At 63.7% G+C, this 19,397-nt stretch carries 14 protein-coding genes and 1 tRNA gene; 6 read left to right on the top strand and 9 right to left on the bottom strand.

The genetic code is table 11. From position 1 onward, the window contains the following. Positions 1 to 126 precede the first annotated feature (126 nt). On the bottom strand, positions 127 to 747 hold the full coding sequence (locus FJW07_RS31170) for an invasion associated locus B family protein (protein WP_095765425.1): 621 nt from the start codon (positions 745 to 747) through the stop codon (positions 127 to 129). A gap of 295 nt (positions 748 to 1,042) precedes the next feature. On the opposite strand from FJW07_RS31170, the gene FJW07_RS31165 reads away from it, so the two are divergent. The 5 genes from FJW07_RS31165 to mgtE all read left to right on the top strand — a co-directional run bounded on the left by FJW07_RS31165 (position 1,043) and on the right by mgtE (position 8,477). After that, positions 1,043 to 2,863 (top strand): extracellular solute-binding protein, encoded by a 1,821-nt coding sequence (locus FJW07_RS31165; RefSeq protein ID WP_140860841.1) that lies wholly within the window; start codon positions 1,043 to 1,045, stop codon positions 2,861 to 2,863. 40 nt (positions 2,864 to 2,903) lie between these two features. Then, positions 2,904 to 3,584, top strand: coding sequence for a DsbA family protein (locus tag FJW07_RS31160; protein ID WP_140860839.1), 681 nt, complete (start codon positions 2,904 to 2,906; stop codon positions 3,582 to 3,584). A 509-nt stretch (positions 3,585 to 4,093) separates the two neighbouring features. Then, entirely contained in the window at positions 4,094 to 4,585 is a 492-nt protein-coding gene (locus tag FJW07_RS31150) for a DUF6252 family protein (protein ID WP_181182782.1), read from the top strand. Positions 4,586 to 4,940: 355 nt separating this feature from the next. After that, complete coding sequence (locus FJW07_RS31145; protein WP_181182781.1) at positions 4,941 to 6,833, top strand: ABC transporter ATP-binding protein/permease; 1,893 nt, start codon at positions 4,941 to 4,943, stop codon at positions 6,831 to 6,833. 279 nt (positions 6,834 to 7,112) lie between these two features. Further along, positions 7,113 to 8,477 carry a magnesium transporter gene (gene mgtE, locus FJW07_RS31140; RefSeq protein ID WP_140657823.1) on the top strand — a complete coding sequence of 455 codons (1,365 nt, stop codon included), beginning with the start codon at positions 7,113 to 7,115 and terminating at the stop codon, positions 8,475 to 8,477. Positions 8,478 to 8,629: 152 nt separating this feature from the next. On the opposite strand, the gene FJW07_RS31135 is transcribed toward mgtE, so the two are convergent. From FJW07_RS31135 to rpiA, 4 genes are all read right to left on the bottom strand, one after another. Then, positions 8,630 to 9,790, bottom strand: coding sequence for a serine hydrolase domain-containing protein (locus tag FJW07_RS31135; RefSeq protein WP_140860833.1), 1,161 nt, complete (start codon positions 9,788 to 9,790; stop codon positions 8,630 to 8,632). Positions 9,791 to 9,816: 26 nt separating this feature from the next. Further along, a complete protein-coding gene (gene gor, locus FJW07_RS31130; RefSeq protein ID WP_140860831.1) occupies positions 9,817 to 11,205 on the bottom strand; it encodes a glutathione-disulfide reductase in 1,389 nt (462 codons plus the stop codon). 117 nt (positions 11,206 to 11,322) lie between these two features. Beyond that, positions 11,323 to 11,922 (bottom strand): DUF2059 domain-containing protein, encoded by a 600-nt coding sequence (locus tag FJW07_RS31125; protein ID WP_140657829.1) that lies wholly within the window; start codon positions 11,920 to 11,922, stop codon positions 11,323 to 11,325. A 21-nt stretch (positions 11,923 to 11,943) separates the two neighbouring features. Next, the gene (gene rpiA / locus FJW07_RS31120) at positions 11,944 to 12,639 is read right to left on the bottom strand and encodes a ribose-5-phosphate isomerase RpiA (protein ID WP_140860829.1); all 696 of its coding nucleotides are present in this window, start codon (positions 12,637 to 12,639) and stop codon (positions 11,944 to 11,946) included. Between the two features lie 160 nt (positions 12,640 to 12,799). On the opposite strand from rpiA, the gene FJW07_RS31115 reads away from it, so the two are divergent. Beyond that, entirely contained in the window at positions 12,800 to 13,480 is a 681-nt protein-coding gene (locus FJW07_RS31115; RefSeq protein ID WP_140708970.1) for a phosphoglycolate phosphatase, read from the top strand. A 68-nt stretch (positions 13,481 to 13,548) separates the two neighbouring features. Here the strand turns inward: FJW07_RS31115 and FJW07_RS31110 are convergent. The 4 genes from FJW07_RS31110 to FJW07_RS31100 all read right to left on the bottom strand — a co-directional run bounded on the left by FJW07_RS31110 (position 13,549) and on the right by FJW07_RS31100 (position 19,051). Then, a tRNA-Val gene (locus FJW07_RS31110) sits at positions 13,549 to 13,623 on the bottom strand. 111 nt (positions 13,624 to 13,734) lie between these two features. Further along, positions 13,735 to 13,905 carry a hypothetical protein gene (locus FJW07_RS31880; protein ID WP_181164840.1) on the bottom strand — a complete coding sequence of 57 codons (171 nt, stop codon included), beginning with the start codon at positions 13,903 to 13,905 and terminating at the stop codon, positions 13,735 to 13,737. 135 nt (positions 13,906 to 14,040) lie between these two features. Next, a complete protein-coding gene (locus tag FJW07_RS31105) occupies positions 14,041 to 15,558 on the bottom strand; it encodes an MBL fold metallo-hydrolase (RefSeq protein ID WP_140860823.1) in 1,518 nt (505 codons plus the stop codon). Continuing rightward, positions 15,551 to 19,051, bottom strand: a complete 3,501-nt coding sequence (locus FJW07_RS31100) for a S8 family serine peptidase (protein ID WP_246680927.1) — start codon at positions 19,049 to 19,051, stop codon at positions 15,551 to 15,553. Before FJW07_RS31100 ends, FJW07_RS31105 begins: the two co-directional genes overlap by 8 nt. Positions 19,052 to 19,397 lie beyond the last annotated feature (346 nt).

The following is a 19,397-nucleotide window of genomic DNA, read 5'->3' as shown; positions in this document are numbered from 1 at the left end:
CACCAACTTCTCAAAACTCTTCAATCACATAAAACAAAACCCCGCCGAAAATCGACGGGGTTCGTCAGCAGTCTGAGCGGGGCATTTGCCCCGCTTTTTTGTTTTCCGAGAAACACGCTTCCGCGATCAGTTCGCGGTCTTGGCCTTGTCCTGCTCGTCCTTGAGCTTCTTGGCGAAGTCCTGATTGTTCTTGGCGACGAAGTCCTGCAGCTTCTTCTGCCGGTCCTCGATGTCCGACTGCTGCAGCGGCGGGCCGTCATAGGCGCCACTGAAGCCGGTGAGCGCGATCTTGATCGGGTTCGGCTGGTTCTGGAAGTTGATCGACGTGAGCGTGATCCCCTGCCCCTTCTTGAAGGAAGCGACGAGTTGGTCGCTCAGCGGCACTTCCGCGACGCAGCGATCCGGGAAGCAGATCACATAGTCGAGCTTCTGCGCCTTGCCGGCATCGATCTGGAGCGCAATGCCCGGAGGCACAAGGCGGCCGGTCGGAACCGTAACCTGGAAGACCTTGCGGTTCACCTTGCCCTTGAGCTCGATCAGGCTGACGCCGGTGACGAGCTGGCCGTTGCCGGCGGTGACGATGTTCTGCACATTGCAGATGTCGACGTCTTCCTGCTTGGTGCAGGCCTTGAACCAGCCCTGCGGGATCTGCGGCTGCTGTTGGGCCGAGGCGGTGAAAAGCCCGGCGCCCAGAACGCCGACCACGCCTGCGGCCAGCACCGAAAGGCGGTACGCGTTGATCGTCATATGGTGCACTTTCCTCTTAAATGATCCCGGGGACCGGCTTCTTCGTGCCGTGTGGTCCAGCTACCTGTTGCCCAAATGAGGCAACAGGATGACTTCGGAGCGCGTGTTACACTGCCAGCCGCGTCGAATCCAGCCCGGTTTCCGCGATTTCTTCGCGGTTTCCTCTTCCGGAGGCGAGCGTCGATCGGCGCTCGAGCCGCCGAACCCGATTCCCAATCGGGCACCGATTCAATCGGGTGGCGAAATGCTCTACGGTGCATGGCGAATCACAAAGCCGCCCGGCAAGGAGACGGTCATGGACCGCGTTCTCGTTCGGCTGATCGCCGCGACCTCGTTTCTGGCTCTTTCGCTCCTTCCGGCACAGTCGGAGCCGAAGCACGGCATTGCCATGCAAGGCGAGCCGGCGCTGCCGCCCGACTACCAGCATTTCGACTACGTCAATCCGGACGCGCCGAAAGGCGGAAGCGTCACCTATTGCGTCGTCGGCTCCTTCGACAACCTCAACCCCTTCATCCTGAAAAGCCTGCGCACGACGGCGCGCGGCATGATCGATACCGTTTACGGCAATCTCGTCTTCGAGCCGCTGATGCAGCGCAACTATGACGAGCCCTTCAGTCTTTACGGGCTGCTTGCCGACAGCGCCGACATGGATCCGGAGCGCAAGAGCATCGAGTTCCATCTCAACCCCAACGCAAAATGGTCGGACGGACAGCCGGTGACTCCGGAGGACGTGCTGTTCACCTATAACGTCTTTACCGACAAGGGCCGCCCGCCCTACAGCGACCGCATGAGCATGATCGCCAAGCTGGAAAAGACCGGCGACCACAGCGTGAAATTCACGTTCAACGACAAGGCCAACCGCGAATTCCCGATGATCGTCGCGCTGACACCGATCGTCCCTAAGCACGCCTTCGACAAGGACACGTTCGACAGAACCACGCTGAAGCCATTGATCGGCAGCGGGCCCTACACCGTCGATAAGGTGCTGCCGGGACAGCGCATCGTCTTCAAGCGCAACCCGGACTATTGGGGCAAGGACATTCCGTCGAAACGCGGCTTCGACAATTTCGACCGGATCACCATCGAGTATTTTCTCAACGCCAACGCCAAGACGGAAGCGTTCAAGAAAGGAATCTGCGCCCTCGATGACGAGACCGATCCGGTCAAGCGTGAGCGCGACATCGACTTTCCGGCCTTCCGAAAGGGAGATGTGAAGGAAGAATATTTCAACACCGGCATTCCCCCGGTGGTGACCGGCTTCCTGTTCAACACCCGGCTACCGAAGTTCGAGAATCCCGTTGTCCGCCGCGCGCTCGGCATGCTCTACGACTTCGAATGGACGAACAAGAACCTGTTCGGCGGCAAGTTCAACCGCACCATGAGCTACTGGCAGAATTCCGAGCTTTCGGCGCTCGGCCACCCGGCCGACGATCGTGAAAAGGCGCTGCTTGCACCCTATCCCGGCCGCGTGCCGCCAGATGTGATGGACGGCACCTGGCGCCCGCCGGTGACGGACGGTTCGGGCCAGGACCGCAAGGTGCTCAAAGCGGCCTTCGAGTTGCTGAAAGGTGCAGGCTTCCATGTGCAGGATGGCAAGATGCTCGACGCGCAAGGAAATCCGTTCGGCTTTGAGATCCTGACCTCATCCCAGGACGAAGAGCGGCTGGCGGCCGTCTACCAGCGCACGCTGGAGAAGATCGGTATCGACGTCGGCATCCGCACCCTCGACGGCGACCAGATCCAGTCGCGCAAGCAGCGTTTCGACTTCGAGGTTCTGATCGGGGCGAGCGGCTTCAGCAATTCGCTGTCGCCCGGCAGCGAGCAGCTCGGCCGTTGGGGATCGATCGCCGCGAAGACAGAAGGATCGTTCAATCTCGCCGGCGTCGCCGATCCGGCGATCGACGCCGCGATCGACGCCATGCTGAACGGCCGCACCAAGGAAGACTATGTCGCGGCGGTGCGCGTGCTCGACCGGCTGCTGATCTCGGGCAACTACCTAGTGCCGATGCAATACAACACGCAGCAATGGCTTGCTTACTGGAGTTATCTGGAACATCCGCAAAAGACCCCCATATTCGGCTATCAGCTGCCGACCTGGTGGCGAAAGCCCGACTGAGGCAAGCCCAGCCATAATCGGGACCAAAAAGGAAACGAGCATGAGCGCCGAGAACTCCATCACCGTCGATGTCGTGTCCGATGTTGTCTGCCCCTGGTGCTTCATCGGCCAGAAGCGGCTGGACAAGGCCATTGCTGCTGCAAGCGATGTCGACGTGCATGTCAGCTGGCGGCCGTTCCAGCTCGATCCGACCATCCCGCCGGCGGGCATGGATCGCCGTCAATACATGCTCGGCAAGTTCGGCAGCGAGGAACGCGTCCAACAGATCCACGCGCGCATCGAACCGCTCGGCGAGGCCGAGGGCATCCATTTTGCATTTGGCGCCATCAAGATCGCGGCCAATACGCTCGACGCTCATCGCGTCATCCGCTGGGCGGGCGCCGCGGGTGAAGACGTGCAGAACCGGCTGGTGCGCCGCCTCTTCCAGCTGAATTTCGAGGAAGGCGTGAACATCGGCGACCACGCGGTGCTGATAAAGGCCGCCGGCGTGGCCGGCATGGATGCGTCTGTGGTCGAAACGCTGCTGCCGACCGATGCCGACGTCGAGGCAGTCCGCAACGAGATCGCCACAGCTTCGCGCATGGGCATCACCGGCGTGCCCTGCTTCCTGCTCGAAGGCAAATACGCGGTGATGGGCGCGCAGGATGCCGACACGCTTGCCGACGCGATCCGCCAGGTGGCCCAGGCCAAGGCGCGCGGCGAGCTCGAAACCGCGAACTGAATGCTCCTTCCGCGCAATCGGGGCGGAAGGCTGCGGCGAAGCCGCGCTACCTGACGCCGCGCGCTTTTCCGTGCTCCTACTTCGCGGTCGCTTTGGCCTTGCTCAGGAAGAAGCCATGGCCATTGCTGCCCGTGCAGCTTAAGCCCTTCTTCGACGACTGGCAGGAAACGGCCCCCTGCTCCAGCTGTTGCCGTAGCCAAGCTTGGTCACGTCGCTGCAACAGCCCTGCTCGCCGGGATTCTTGATCAGTGTCGCCGGCCCTTTCGGCCCCAGGATTACGGTGACGTAGCTGGGCTCGACGCGTAAGCAGGAAAGCTCCGGCCGCCATCCTACGGCTGGCAGGTGCTGGTGCCGCCCTTCGGCGTATAAATGCAACCGATGTTGCCGCACGGCGTGTTGTCAAAATCATGCCCGTCCTGGCCGAACACGATCTGGTGAATCGCCTCGGACACGGCGCTGGGCTAGGATTGAGAGGGGGTTTGGCTGATTTGAGGGCGACATAAATGGCAGTGAGGCATGGCGCATTGTTGCTGCTCTCTTTGCCTTTTGCCCTGGGGCTCCCATTGTCGTTGCAACGCGTATCGGCCGAGGAAGCCGTTATGTCGGCGACCTTCGAAGGCAAACCCTGGACGGCGTCCTTTACCCTGGCCCAGACGATGCAGATGGGCGGCAAGCCGGTTTTGAACCTGTCGGGAACAGAACAGGGCTCGCCGACCATGACCTTCAATTCGATGCTCGTTTTGAAAGATCCGAACGACTTTGCCGGCACCTATCCGCTCAAGACCGGGTCGTCCGCGAACAGCGCCAGCTTCAACATTCTCGATTCCGGCGCCATGGTCGGCCATGTCCGCTTCGCCAGCGGCGAGATCGTCGTCGACAAATACGATCCCGCCGCAAAGACCGTTTCCGGTCGTTTCAGCGCGTCGGGAAAAGACGAATCGGGCAAGCCCGAAGATCTCATTGACGGTAAATTTTCGGGCATTCCGGTCACCGCCCAGTAGCCATCCCGGCCCGCGGATACCTCTTTTCCATTCACAAACCCGTGTTTTCCGCTTCCCCAAGGGAAGGTTGCCGCCGGCTGGCGCAATCGCCTTTAACGCACTGGAATAAAAGACGAAATCAGCTCGATAGGCGCCCCTCGGCGTGGCCTTTCTGTTGCCCTCGGGACACGGCGGGTAACCCTGTTCACATTCGCCGGCAGAAAATTAATGGAAAATGATCAATTGGTGTTACCATGTGTAACAAAACTAGAAAGGTTTGGGCGGGATCGTGACTTGGGTCGGTAGACCGCAACGTACAGTACCGGAGCAAACATCCAGCGAGGCAAAGACCTCGTCCCTCACGCCGGTATCGTCGATGCGTACATTCTGGGGGCTGATGCGAGCCTACTGGTTCTCCAACCGGTGGAAGGAAGCCTGGACCCTCACCGTCGTCATTGCGCTGCTGACGGCATTGTCCAGCAAGGCTGGCGTCTGGTTTGCCGTGGCGTTGGGCGAATTGGGCAATTCGATCGCCTTTCTCCACGACGCCGCCAACCCCCATCCGTTGCAGACCATCCTGACCAATGCCGGCATATTGGTGCTGCTGGTCGTGCTGAAGGATGCCGGCTTCACCGGCGTGCGCAATCTCGTTTCAACGACCTTGCATCGCAAATGGCGGGGTTGGCTGAACAACCAGTTCAACCAGGCCCTGCTCGACGGCAACCATACCCATTTCCACGCCCAGCACGGTTCGGCGGCCGGCGGCATCGTCGCTCCGGACAACATCGACCAGCGTATCCAGGAATCGATCAAGGACATGACCGGCGGCGCCATCGGGCTTGCCATGGGCGTGCTGGGTGTCGCGACTTCGCTCTATTTCATCGGTGAAAACCTGATTGGGTCCTCGGTCGAGGTCAAGGGCCTGGAATTCCTGGGCAGCTACGGCACCGCGGTGCTGGCATTCCTTGCCGTCGCCATCTATGTGCCGCTGAACACCTGGATCGCGGTCAAGCTCGGGCGCCTGCTCGAGCGGCTCAATGTGCGCATGCAGCAGGCCGAGGGCAGCTACCGCAGCGAACTGACGACATTCCTGCGCCGCAGCTTCCACGTCGCCGCCTCGCATGGCGAGGGCGTGCAGAAGTCGATGCATGACCGGCTCTATGTCGATATCGACAAGACATGGGGGCGGCTCAACATCGTCAACACCAGCTACACGTCGTTCGAGCTGATCTACAATTTTGTCGGCGCCCGCATCGTTGCCTACTCGCCCGGCCTCGTGTCGTTCATCCACAACCGCCTCGATTACAAGGGCTACATCACCGGCTCCGAAATGGTCGCCCAATTGATCAGCCAGTGTTCGTGGTTCATCCATGTGATGCCGGCGATTGCCACGCTGCGGGCCAACAGCCAGCGCGTCACCGAACTCGCCAACGCCATCGAGAACGTCCAGCACCCGCAGGAATTCTATCAGCAGACCGGCCGCTCCGACTTCAGCTACGCCACCCAGAACCCCGTATTCGGCCTCACCATCCAGAAGCTCGAGTTGGCGCACCAGGGCGAAGACGCGACGCCCTTCCTCAGCGCCGCCAATCTGCGTTTCCGTCGCGGCGAATGGACCTTCCTCAAGGGTGAGTCCGGCTGCGGCAAGACTTCGCTTATCAAGGCGATCAATGGCTTGTGGCCATATGGCCGCGGCACCATCGTTTTCCCGGAAGGCGTGACGAGCTTCTACGCCGCCCAGGAGGTCAAGCTGCAGCAGGTCTCGCTAAAGCAGCTCGTCTGCCTGCCGGGTTCCGAGAACGACCATAGCGACACGCAGGTCGCCGCAGCCCTGCATAAAGCCGGTCTCGGCGACTTCATCGGGCACCTGGCCGACGAGAGCCGTGAGGGCAAGGTCTGGGACCAGGTGCTTTCGGGCGGCCAGAAGCAGAAGCTGGTGGTCGCCCGCATCATCCTGCGGCAGCCCGGACTTCTGTTCCTCGACGAGGCGACCGGCGCGCTCGATCCCGAAGGCAAGATCGCCTTCCACCAGGCGATCAAGGACAATTGCGCGAACGTCACCGTCATCAGCGTCATGCATGAGGCAGTGCCACCGCGCTCGCTTACGGGCGAGGATTTCTACCACAGCGTGGTCGCGATCGCTGACGGCGTCGCCACCAAGAAGCCGCTCGCTCCCAGCCTGCCGCGCGAGCTCACCACCATCCTCACCCAGCCGCCGCGGCCGGCCGAGGACAAATGGCTGCGGTTCCGCCGGCTGAAGCAGAAATAGCAGTCAGGCCAAGCTTTTAACTGCTTCCATGGCTTGGCTGCTGCGGCTGCCGATCACAGTCTCGCGATCCGACCTCCCCTCACCCGATTTCCGAGCTTTTGACAATTGACTCGGCAAAAAGCGCTCCTATGTTGCGCCCGCTCGCCAAATTCAAACTCGAACCCGGCGAGCAGAAAGGTCAACCCGCCATGCCTGGCGACAGTCACAGTCGAACGCAACCGCCGTCCGCCCTGACGTGACCTGATGGCTCACGTCCTGCCGGACGGCAAGGAGTGAGCCATGAACGAATTCGCCCCCGTATTGGACGACGAAGCAACCGCCGTCGCCCGTGTTCTTGCCAACGATCACGTCGCCGACGTCGTCGAAGCCCTCAACCACGAACCCCGCGAGACGGCCATCGAGCTGCTTTGCGCCGTGCCGTTCGAGCGGCTGGTCGAGATTTTCGACCAGCCGGAGCTCGAAGCAGCGCCCGAGCTCGCCGAAGCCCTGCCCCGTCCCAAGGCAAGCAAGCTTTTGACCGCCATGTCAGTCGACCGCGCGGCCGACATTCTGCGCGAATTGGATGAGCCGGCCCGCTCGGAGCTGCTCGGCGCCTTGGCCACGCCGCTGCGCGCGACGCTGCTATCCATCCTTGGCTATCCGGAAGGCAGTGCTGCCTCGATCATGACGACGGAATTCGTCAGCGTGCCCTCGGACTGGACCGTTGGGCGCACGCTCGACTACATCCGCAAGGTCGAGCGCACCCGCGAAACCATCTACGCCATCTACATCGTCGATCCGGAGACGCAGCTCCTGCTGCGTTCGACCGGACTGCGCCGGCTGATCACCGGCAACCCGGAGGATCCGATCCTGTCGGTAGCGCCCGATCGCGTGCCGGTGACGGTGACGCCGCTCACCGATCGCGAGAACCTGGCGCAGACGATCTCGAAATACGACCTGCTCGCCTTGCCGGTGGTCGACCATGGCAGGATCCTCGGCATCGTCACCGTCGACGACATCATCGACACGATGATCGAGGAGACGACCGAGGACGTGCATCGTTTCGGCGGCATGGAGGCGCTCGACGAGCCCTATATGAAGATGAGCTTCCTCGCCATGATCCAGAAGCGGGCCGGCTGGCTCTGCGCGCTGTTCCTCAGCGAGATGCTTACGGCCAACGCCATGCAAAGCTACGAGAGCGAGCTGGAAAAGGCGATCGTGTTGACGCTGTTCATCCCGCTTATCATGAGCTCCGGCGGCAATTCCGGCTCGCAGGCGACGTCGCTCGTCATCCGCGCGCTGGCGCTGCGCGAGATCGGGCTGCGCGACTGGTGGCGGGTGGCGCTGCGCGAGCTGCCGACCGGGGTGGTGCTCGGCTCGATCCTCGGCATTGTCGGCATCTGCCGCATCGCGCTCTGGCAGTATTTCGGCTTCTACGACTACGGCCCGCACTGGATGCTGATCGCGGCAACGGTGGGCGCGGCGCTGGTCGGCATCGTCACCTTTGGTTCGCTGTCGGGATCGATGCTGCCCTTCGCGCTGAAGCGCATCGGCTTCGACCCGGCAAGCGCCTCGGCGCCGTTCGTCGCCACGCTGGTCGATGTCACCGGGCTGGTCATCTACTTCTCGGTGGCGCTGGTGATCCTGCGCGGCACGCTGCTTTAATGCATGTCGCGCAAAAGTGACCTCGGTTTTGCGACAACGACATGCATCAAGCAACGACCTAAAGCGCGTCGCGTGAATCCGTTTCGACGCGACGCGCTTTAGGCCTGAAAACTTTACCGCCGCCGGTATTTACCGGCGGCGGGTTGTCTCCGTCACCCGGCCTGGCGGCCGTAGATCGCGTCACGCATCGCGTCCGGGAAGGCGCCCATCATGCCGGCGATCGCCGTGTTGGTAAGCGCCACCACGGTCAGCTCAAGCGCCGCGTCGACGAACCAGGAATGGCCGTAGACGCCGCCCCATCGCCAGGTGCCCGGAGTCTGCGGCGTTGCCGCCGCGACCGGGTCGCGCAACACGCCAAATCCCAGACCCCAGCCCCAGCCGGGCATGGTCGTCTCCAGACCTGTGATCGCATCCCTGGTCATCGCCGTTGCCGTCTCGGGGCGGATGACCGTCCCGTCTCCGCGCCGCAGCGCTTCGAGCAGCTTCAGGACATCGCCGGCCGTTCCGTTCATGCCGGTGCCGCCGGATGCGAAGGAAGCGGGATCGAAAGTGCGCCCGGGCGTGAACGAGATGGCGCCATCGCCGAAAGGCACGAGATGATGCTCGCCCATGGCGACTGCCCCGCCGGGGCCGTCCGCGTAAGGCGTCACCAGCCGGGCCCGGTCACGGACGGCAAAAGCCGTGTCGCTCATACCGAGCGGCTTGGCGACCAGGCGCTCGGCAAGGTCCGGCAAGGTCTCGCCCGTGGCTCTCGCCATCGCCTCGCCCAGGACGTCCATCGCCACCGAATAGCCCCAGCCCGCGCCCGGCTCGAAGGAAAGCGGCACCGACGCGATGCGGCGGAGGTTCTCGGTCATGGAAAGGCCCGGCTGGTCGAGGCCATCCGAGATACCGGCCCGTTGATAAGGACCGCCGGCGGGCTGGCGAAAGCCGTAATCGAGGCCGGCTGTATGGGTGAGCAAATGCCGGATGGTCAAGGCGGGTTCGCTGCCGTCGGCAAGCTTCGGTCGGAACTCGGGTATGAATTTCGTCACCGGATCGGCAAGATCGATCACGCCAGCCTCGACCAAGGCAAGCGCCGCGGTGGCGACGACCGGCTTGGTCACCGAGGCCAGGCGGAAGATCGCGTCCTGTCGCATCGGCTCGTTCGCCTCGCGGTCGGCGACCCCGGCTGCGCGGCCATAAAGGATCTCGCCGCGCCGGGCGACGAGAACGACCGCGCCGACGATACGGCGCTCCTCGATCGCGCCATCCACGACCTGATCGACGCGCCGGGCGAAATTGCGGTCCAGCGGCGCGGCGGTGGCGGACATCGCAGGCTCCCTGAAATCCTGAGATGTCAGACGCGTTCGCCGTTCTTCACGCGATAGGTCGGCTTGTACATCGTCACCAGTTCCTCGGCCGCCGTCGGATGCACGGCCATGGTGCGGTCGAAATCGTCCTTGGTCAGGCCTGCCTTCAGCGGAATGCCGAGAAGCTGCGCCATCTCGCCGGCATCGGGGCCTAGAATATGGGCGCCGATCACCTTCCTTGACGCGCCGTCGACCACCAGCTTCATCAGCATCTTCTCGTCGCGGCCGGACAGCGTGTGCCGCATCGGACGGAACGATGCGCGATAAATCTCAACATCGGGATAGCGCTTGATCGCGTCGTCCTCCGACAGGCCGACGGTGCCGATCTCCGGCTGCGAGAACACCGCGGTCGGAATGGTGTCGTGATCCGGCGCGGTCGGGTTGTCCTTGAAGGCCGTCTCGACGAAGCACATCGCCTCGTGGATGGCCACCGGCGTCAGTTGCACGCGATGAGTGACGTCGCCAATCGCCCAGATGTTGTCGACATTGGTGCGCGAATATTGGTCGACCACGATCGCACCCGTCTTGCTGAGTTCGATACCGACGCCCTCCAGGCCCATATTCTCGGTATTGGGAATACGCCCGATCGCCAGCATGACCTGGTCGACCGTCAGGGTTTGGCCGGAAGACAGCAGCACGTCGAGCCGGCCCTCCGAGGTCTTGCGCACCCATTCCGAAACGGTGGGGCAGAGGATCCTGATGCCCTTTTTCTCCATTGTCTCATGCAGCGAGCGGCGCAAATCCATGTCGAAGCGGCTCAGGATCTCCTGGCCGCGATAGACCAGCGTGGTGTCGACGCCCAGGCCGTGGAAGATGTTGGCGAATTCGACAGCGATGTAGCCGCCGCCCTCGATCATGATCGCCTTCGGCAGCTCCTTGAGATCGAAGGCCTCGTTGGAGAAGATGCAGTATTCGTGGCCTGACAGCGCCGGATGCGGCGCCGGCCGGCCGCCAGTGGCGATCAGGATCTGGTCGGCGCTGACCGTGCGGTCCTCGGCAACCAGATAGATGCTGTGCTGGTCGACGAGCACGGCGCGCGAATGAAAGGTCTCGCCGCCGGAGCCCTCGACATTCCTCTTGTAGATCGCCTCGAGCCGCGCGATCTCCTTGTCCTTGTTGGCGACCAGCGTCTGCCAATCGAAGCTTGCCTCGGGCACCGTCCAGCCATAGCCGGCGGCGTCGGCGAAATGTTCGGGAAATTGCGAGGCATAGACATAGAGCTTCTTCGGCACGCAGCCGCGGATGACGCAGGTGCCGCCGAAACGGTACTCCTCCGCGACGGCGACGCGCTTGCCGAGGGCCGCCGCCACCCGGGCCGCCCTCACCCCGCCGGAGCCGCCGCCGATGACGAACAAATCATAGTCATAACCGGCCATCGCGTGGGCTCCTGCGGATGAGAAAGACGGGTCACAGGTAGGCTGCAAAGCGGCAAAAGAAAAGCCCGGGCAAACCCGGGCTTTGTGGTCCAGCCGCCGTCGGCGGATTGACTGGGATCAGTTCTGCGAGTCGTCCGCCGGGGCCGAATTGTCGGCGGGAGCGGAACCATCGGCGGGCGCGGTGGCATCCGGAGCCGGTGCTGCCGGCGCCGCGGCCTTGGCGGCGGCGGCGATCGTTTCGCCGACCTGCTGGGCGAGGTCGCGGGCGACGCCGTTCTGCCAGATGTCGGCGGCCTTCACGAGGTCGCGCGTCACCGCGGGACCGCTGTCCAGCAGCTTCTTGCCGGCTTCCGAGCTGTAGAAGGTGGCGATGTCGTTGAGCTCCTGCTCGGAAAACACCTTGGCATAGGCAAGTGCTGCTTCTTTTTCGAGATCGGCGCGCCGCGAGGCGAGGCTGAGCGCTTTCTCGGCCACGGTCTTGCCGATCAGCTCCTGCATGTCGGGGTTCTTCTGGATGAGCTGCGCCTCGAGCGCGCCGGCCGCCTGCGGCAGGATGTTGTCGAACGTGTCCGTGGCATGGATCGCCGCGACGGCCGCGCGCGCCGCCTTCAGATGCGATTCGCTGACATCCTGCGCAAACACCGGCGAAGACAGCGCAAGGGCGGCCGAGGCCGCCAGAAGCATCGAAAAGCGGCGAACTCGTTTAGGCAACATCATGGTCGATAGAACTCCCTGGTTTCAGGCTGCATGGACGGTTTCGATACCGTCGCCGCCGGCGATGATGGCCGTTGACGCCAGCCCGATGAATAGACCGTGCTCGACAACGCCTGGAATGGCGAAGAGAGCATTCGACAGCGCTCTTGTATCCGGAATGCGGCCAAAAGATGCATCGAGGATAAAGTGGCCGCCGTCTGTAACAAATGGCTGGCCCCCCGTCATCCTCAATGTAACCGGGCCGGAAAGGCCGAGCTCTGCGGTGGCGGCTCGAACCGCGATCTCGGTGGCGCGCAGGCCGAATTTGTTGACCTCGATCGGCAGCGGGAACCGGCCGAGCGTCCCGACCATCTTTGACTTGTCGGCGATGACGATCATGCGGTCGGATGCCGCCGCGACGATTTTCTCGCGCAGCAGTGCGCCGCCGCCGCCCTTGATCAGGGTCAGGTCCGGATCGACCTCGTCGGCGCCGTCGATGGTGAGGTCGAGTTCCGGCGTCTCTTCCAGTGTAGACAGCGGCACGCCGAGTTCGCGGCAGAGCGCCGCGGTGCGCTCGGAAGTCGGCACGCCAATGACCTTGAGGCCGGTCGCAACCTTCTCGGCCAGCAGCCGCACGAATTCTTCCGCCGTGGTGCCGGTGCCGATGCCGAGCCGCATGCCGTCGCCGACATGGGCGAGCGCGGCCCGCGCGGCTTCGACCTTCAACTGCCTTGCATCCATGGGGAGCCCCGATTTCGCCGGTTTCGCGCGCCTCCTAGCATTTTTGCCTGTCCCGTCAAAGGGCCGCTCTCAAAGGCTCTGTGGACCGATCGAGGCTTCTTGCTTGAACCGGGCCCAACCTGTATCGGCTGCGGCAATTCAATCGCTACAGGAACGCGCCATGCCGAGCCCGATCATCGTCTTCGACCTGGATGGAACGCTGGTCGATACGGCGCCGGACCTGCTCGACAGCCTCAATCACAGCCTGGCGGCAAGCGACCTCGCCGCTGTCGACGAAGCCGGTTTCCGGCGCTTCGTCGGCCATGGCGGGCGCGTCATGATCGAACGCGCGCATGCCGCGCAGAACAAGGCGCTGGTGGCGGAAGAGCACGACCGGCTGCTGAACCTGTTCCTCGACCATTACACGCTGAACATTCCCGGCAAATCCCGCCCCTATCCTGGCGTCGTTGCCGCGCTCGATCGTTTCCAGGCCGCCGGCTATCTGATGGCGGTCTGCACCAACAAATACGAGGCCAATTCCGTGGCGCTGATCGGCGCGCTCGGGCTTGCCAAGTATTTTGCCGCGATCTGCGGCCAGGACACTTTCGCCTTCCGCAAGCCTGACCCGCGCCATCTCACCGAGACGATCCGGCTGGCCGGCGGCGATGTGGAGAACGCCTTGATGATCGGCGATTCGCAAACCGACATCGACACCGCCAAGGCGGCCGGCATTCCGGTGGTCGCGGTCGATTTCGGCTACACCGACCGCCATGTGCGCGAATTCGAGCCGACGCTGGTGATCTCGCATTTCGACACGCTGACGCCGGACCTGGCCGAGCGGCTGATCGCGGCCGCGCGCTGAGCTGGCTCCCCAGTGCAATTGTCGAAGAATTCGTCGGGCCATTCATCCAACATTATCAAGCTGTTGGATGGTGGGCGATGCAGGGATTGAACCTGCGACCCCACCCGTGTGAAGGGTGTGCTCTCCCGCTGAGCTAATCGCCCGCTCTTTGCCCGAAGGCCGAAGCGAGCCGCGATATAAGGTAGGCAAGCTCTCGAAGTCAAGGCGATGTGCCGACGATCTTCGAACGACTGTCGAGCCGAACCGGTTAGGCTCTAAATCAACCCTCTGCGCACATTCATGCGCGTCACGGCCGTCACCAGAATGGCGCCGGTCATGAAATAGAGCGTGGCGATGATGTGGCCTTGGTGGAAATGCAGCCCAGCAAACAAAAGGGCCGTGACCACGGCAAGGAAGGCGATGACGCGTGAGAATGCATCGGGCATGGGGCGACCTTGTGCAATGTGTTGAGTGGCCGCCCTCACTCAGCCGTTCGCTCCATAGAGCGGTTTTTGATTTTTCGCAATCGGCCTTGAAGCCGGACTGATCGGCGCCTGCCGCGCGGCGGCGCTCCGGTGGTCCTAGACCAGTTCCACCTCGACCCACAGTCCGCCTGGTCCGCGTGCCGCATCGCGCGGCAGACTGCGCACCGCCTGGATCGAGCCGGACGGCGCGGCAAAAGCCGGCTTTCCGTTCTTGTCGGCCAGCCATGGATCGTCGGCGCGGATGACGCGGCCCTTTGTCTTTGTCTCGAGCGCGGTCAGGATGCCGTCATAGGGCATCTCGCCCCAATGCACTTTCAAGGCATCGTTCTTGTTGGTGGGGATGAAAGCCGACAGGTCGCTGCTCGTCAGAAGGTCAAAACCCTGTTTCTCCGGCGTGGCGTTCTGGCTTCCGTGATGCGCGACCTTGAGATAGACGGTGTGCGCCAGAAGATCGGCTGATGTGACGGTGCCCTGCCCCACTGGCCATTTCAGATCCTTCCAGCTCAGCCAGTTGCCGATCTGGGCGTCGCCGGGGAACAGGAGAACCCGGCCGCTGTCGATGAACTCGAAGGCCAGCACCAGGCTGGTGTTGTTGACGCCGCGGTCGAACTGCAGGGCAAGGTCTGCGGCGATCCCCATCCAGTCGGCGTCGATGCGCCGCCAGGACTGGTCGCGGTCTTCCATCGACGCCGCGGCCGCAACCGGCCCGGAATAATGCTTGCGGACGAAGGTGGCGACATCGACGGCCGGGTCGCTGCCCTTGTCGCCGTTGAGCGCCGCGGAAAGCGGCGTGCCGACATTGCGCTCGAACGGACTGAGCTCGTCGACATAATTAGCGTCTGCCGCCTCGTTCATCTTGAGGCCGCTGGCCAGCGCTCGCGCAAACGGGCCGCCGCTGGCCAGCGGGAACATCTCGCTCGCCTTCTCCTCCAGCCGCAGCGCCGCCTTGTCGCGCGGCGGGCCCAACACATAGACGCGAAGGTTGGACAATGCGTCGATCGTCACCGGCGGTCCGCCAGGCTCGAAATAGGTCGGCGACGGTTTTTGCGAAAGCCTGGCCGCCGCGTCGCGGGCCGCGCGCACACGCTCCCCGGCGGCGCCGAACTGGAAGCCAAGCACGGACTGCAGGCCGTCACGAACGCCGGCCATGTAGGAACTGAGCCCTTGCATCCCATCAAGCTTCTGGCCCACGCCCTGCAGCGCGGCGATTGCCTGGCCCTTGAACTTGTCGAGTTCCGCCGCCTCGGCGTCGGCGGGATTTTCGGTCCACGCCATCCAGACATCGCCGACGACGAAATCCTTGAAAAGATCCTTCGCCGTCAGGAACCCGGAGACATGGTCCCAGTGTTCGTGCGTGACGACGAGGATGTCGATCTTGCCGCCGGTCTCCTTCCTGATGTCGGCGACGATGTCGCCGACCAGCGCCGGACCGCCCGCGATCGAGACATGGATGCCGCAATCGATGAGCATGCGGAATGGCTTTCCATCTGCCTTCTTGAAGGTAAGCAGATGGCAGTCGCCGATGCCCTGGCAGTAATGCCGGACGGTGGCGCCCGATGCCGGCGCAGCAGCCGCTTTTGCCGGCCTTGTCCTCGTCGCCGGCTTTCTAGACATGGTCGTCGTCTCCATCGCTGGCATGCAGCAGGGCAAAGGGCTCCGACACTTCGCCGCCGAAATAGAGCGCTCTGAGCGGCGACAGGTAATTGGCGGCCATAGTCCCGGCTTGACGCTTCTGCCGGTCCGCGCTGCCGGTGTTCTTGATGATCGAGTAGCGGATCTCCTCGAAACCCTCGCGCGGGTCTATGATGATGGTGGCGCCGCCCCGGAACCAGAAGAAGCCGTCGCCCTTGGCCATGCCTTGCGGCATCGCCGTACCGTCCAGCGCGACCGGAATCCGCTGCTGGATGACCGCCACGACCTCGACGCGGAACGAGCCGTCCGGCTCGACGCGGCGCGTCGGGCGCACGCTGTAGATGTCGAAGGTCGTCTCGCCTTTCTTCGGCGCGTGCATGACCGTCCCGTCCTCATTGTAGCGCGGCAGATCCGGCAGCAGGCCGAACTGCTTGTAGAGGTCCGGGTTGGAGGCGAAGGTCTTGTGCATCGCCTTCCACAGCGTGTAGCGGTTCTTGTCGTTGAGCGCGAAGATCTCGGCCCGCTTCAATTTCTGGTTCCAGCCGAGGTCGATCTTGCTGAGCAGGCCTTTCAGCCAGGTCGGAGAAGGATCTTCCGGCGCGCTCCAGGCGAGCGTCTCCTCCGAGATGGTGCGCACGTCGCGCGGCAAGAGCTTCCATTTGCGGAACGATTCCAGGAAAGCCAGACGGTAGTGCAGCGGATCGTCCGGATAGGCGTCGCGGTCGGCGGTGATCAGCGCGCGCAGATATTCGCCGAAGGTGATGTCGACGGAAGGGCAATAGTCGAGCGCGCGGATGCACATGGTCAGCATCTGCCTGGCGGTCTTGGCGACCTCGTCGGTCAGGCGTTCGACCAGGCTCGGATGCAAGGTTCCCGCCGGCAGGATGCCGGAGCCGCCGGTGGCAAGCTGGATCAGATCGTCGGTCCGCCGGTCGGTGATCGCCAGGAAGGCCTGGTAGACGGCGAAGACCAGGATCGAGCCCCGGTCATGCGCCTCGAAGGTCTTGTCGTAGTCGAGATCGGCCATGCCCGCGCCGCCATATTCGCGCAACGGCCCGGCCCGGCCGCTGCCTTCGCCGAACTGCTTGGCGATACCGGAAAGCAGCGAGGCGGCCGACAATTCGCCCCTCGCCTTGCCGATCTCGAAGCTGACCAGTTCCTTCAGCGTGAAATGCTGGAACAGCGCGACGATGTCGGCGAAAGCCTCGTGGAAGGCCGGCACGTCCGGGTTGGACGCTTCCTGGAAGCGGCGGTGCAGCCCGTCGAGCAGCGCATGCGACATCTCATGCGCGACGATGTCGCTGGACAGGCACGAGAACACCGTCGTTCCGGGCGTGGTGACGTCGCCCTCGTTGCTGGTCGCAGGGAAATAGCCGAACAGCAGCGCCTTCTTTTCCGGGCTGTAATAGGCATTCTCGGCGCGCAACGCATGCGGATAGATGCGCAGGCGCGGCACGTAATGCGCCTTCACAGTCATGTCGCCGCTGCGGCCGGGAGCCTCGGCATAATGCGGCGCCCACAACGCCCGCCGGCCAAGCGCGCGCTCGAAATGGCCGATCGTGGTCATGGCGACGGCGTAGACCATCTGCTGGTGGAATTTGGGATTGCCCTCCGAAGGCGGCAGGCCGTCCTGCGCCAGAAGCACCTTGTCGTTGAGGTCTACCGGATCGTAGACGCGGTCGGACGCGGGGTCGACATCGACCACCTCGAGATATTCGCCGATCGGCCCCGGCAGCAAAGGCCTGTCCGTCGCTGGTTCGTCGTCCCACGGCACGGAAAGCATCGCCTGATAGACCGAAACCGAATCCAGCCGTTTCGCCACCGAAGGATCGAGCGCGTAGATGCGCAGGCGCCGTTGCGGCGGCGGCAGCGGCCGCGGCTTGCGCTTGATAGCCGGCGCGGGGCCCATGACCGGCGCCGGAACCGCCGCGCTGGCGCCCGGCCGTCCGAGCAAACCTTCCAGAAACGCCTTCAGCGGCTTCGACGGGTTGCCCTGGTCGAGTGCCGCTTCGAGATAGCGGTTGCGGGCCGCGGCCGAAATATTGCCCGGATCGCCGTCCGGGTCGGCGATCGCCTGCTCGATTGTCGCCGCACCTTGCGCCATCTGCGTCAGTTCCAGCGCAAACATCATTCGCTGCCGAAGCGTCGCAGGCGGGAGCGCCGCCAACGAATTCCCGCCGGTCAAAAGGTCGAGCCAACTCCATGTGTAGGTGGCTCGAGCGAGCTTCGTCAGGCTGTTCGCCGCCGGCGGCGGGAAGCCCAGCGCGTCGAAGGCCCGCAAGACGCCCTGCCCGATCTTCTCCTTCGTCTCCGCCGCATTCATCTTGGCCGTCGATTTCAAGGCCTTCGCGAACAACGCCTTGCGGACCGCCTCGATCCGCATCCATGGCTGGGGATAATTCTTCACCACGTCCCAATGCTCGGCCAGCCACAGAGCGGCCGCGGCAGCGACCTGGGGGGTGGCGGCCGAGGTGCCGTTGCCGTCCATGTCGACCACCTTGCGGCAATCGATTTCGGCCCAGGGCACGTTCGGTGTGTAGGCTCCCAGCGCCGTGCTCATCTTCGAAGGCGGCCCGTAATTGCCTTGCATGGTGCCGAGGGCGAGCCCGGCATAGGCGCGCCCGTCGCTCATCACGCCGCAGGCCGCAAGCACCCGGTTGTAGCGCGCGGGATAAACGATGCTGCTCGGCGTGATGGTGAAATTGTTGCCGGCCGCCGTGACCATGACCACGCCGTGGTCGTAGGCAAGGTTGACGGCGTCGACCAGAGCCTGCGAGGCGAGGCCGCCCATGCTCATCGACAATACTTGCGCGCGCTGCTGGCGCGCGTAGTCGATGCCTTGCACCATGGTGCCGGTGGTCAGCCGCACCACCCAGTCTGCGATGCGCACCGGCAGGATCTTCGCCAGTGGCGCGCCCCCGACGAAGTCGGTGAAGCCCGGCCAGTGCGGCGACGTGCCGTCGAGCTTGTTGCCGGCCAGCAGGCTGAGTGTGCCGGTTCCATGGCCGCGATTGCTGGTCAGCGTGCCGGCCGGAGCGTGGTCCGTCGCGTTGTTCGGGCCGTTCCCGTCGTCGACGAAATTGCGCTGCTGGGCTGTAAGAAGTCCTGCTGGAAGGGTTTCGTGACCGGGATCGAAACCGGTATCGAGATGGGCGATGGTGATGTTGGCCTGCTTGGCGCCGACGCTTTCGCGCGCGGCCTTGAACTGGCTGAAGTCCGGCGCGGCATTCCATGCGACCCGGCCTGACACCGTCGCTTGTCCACCGCTCGGATCCTGATCGTCGAAAGTACATGTCGGAGCCGCGCTTGCCGCCATGCCGCGATCGCCGGCGCTGTTCCTGTAATCCCATTGCTGCATGATATCGGGCTCGACCGCGAGCACCTCGCTCCCTGCGGCGGCCAGCGCCGGAGTCCGGGCGACAAGATCGTGAGCGTGGTCCCAGGGATTGTCTGCTTCGGCGGCATCCGTGGCCAAGCGGAGCCAGGTGGCGCCGCGGTCCGCGGCCGCGGCCGTACCGGCGCTTACAGCGCCAGGCGGGAGAGTAAGGATCGGCTCGGCTTCGATCCCGCCAATCCGCGGCGGCCCGCCTCGCACCGAGAGCCCCGCGCCGTCGCCACGAACCTTTACAAGGAGTCCCTTCGCGGCTGCCACGGCGTCCCTCCCCCCAAGATGAACCATGGCGCCGACCGTCCGCTACAGTCAAGCCAAGATTCCAGCCACGCTTCGACTGATCTCTTTGCCGACTAGGGCTTGTTGAGATTCATCGTGAGTTTATGACGGCGGCAGCGAGATGGATGATGGCACTGAAACTCTGGTCGGT

The organism is Mesorhizobium sp. B3-1-9, from assembly GCF_006439595.1.
Classification (GTDB): Bacteria; Pseudomonadota; Alphaproteobacteria; order Rhizobiales; family Rhizobiaceae; genus Mesorhizobium.
Note: the sequence above shows the minus strand (reverse complement) of the source record. Positions and strands in the feature narration are given on the sequence as shown.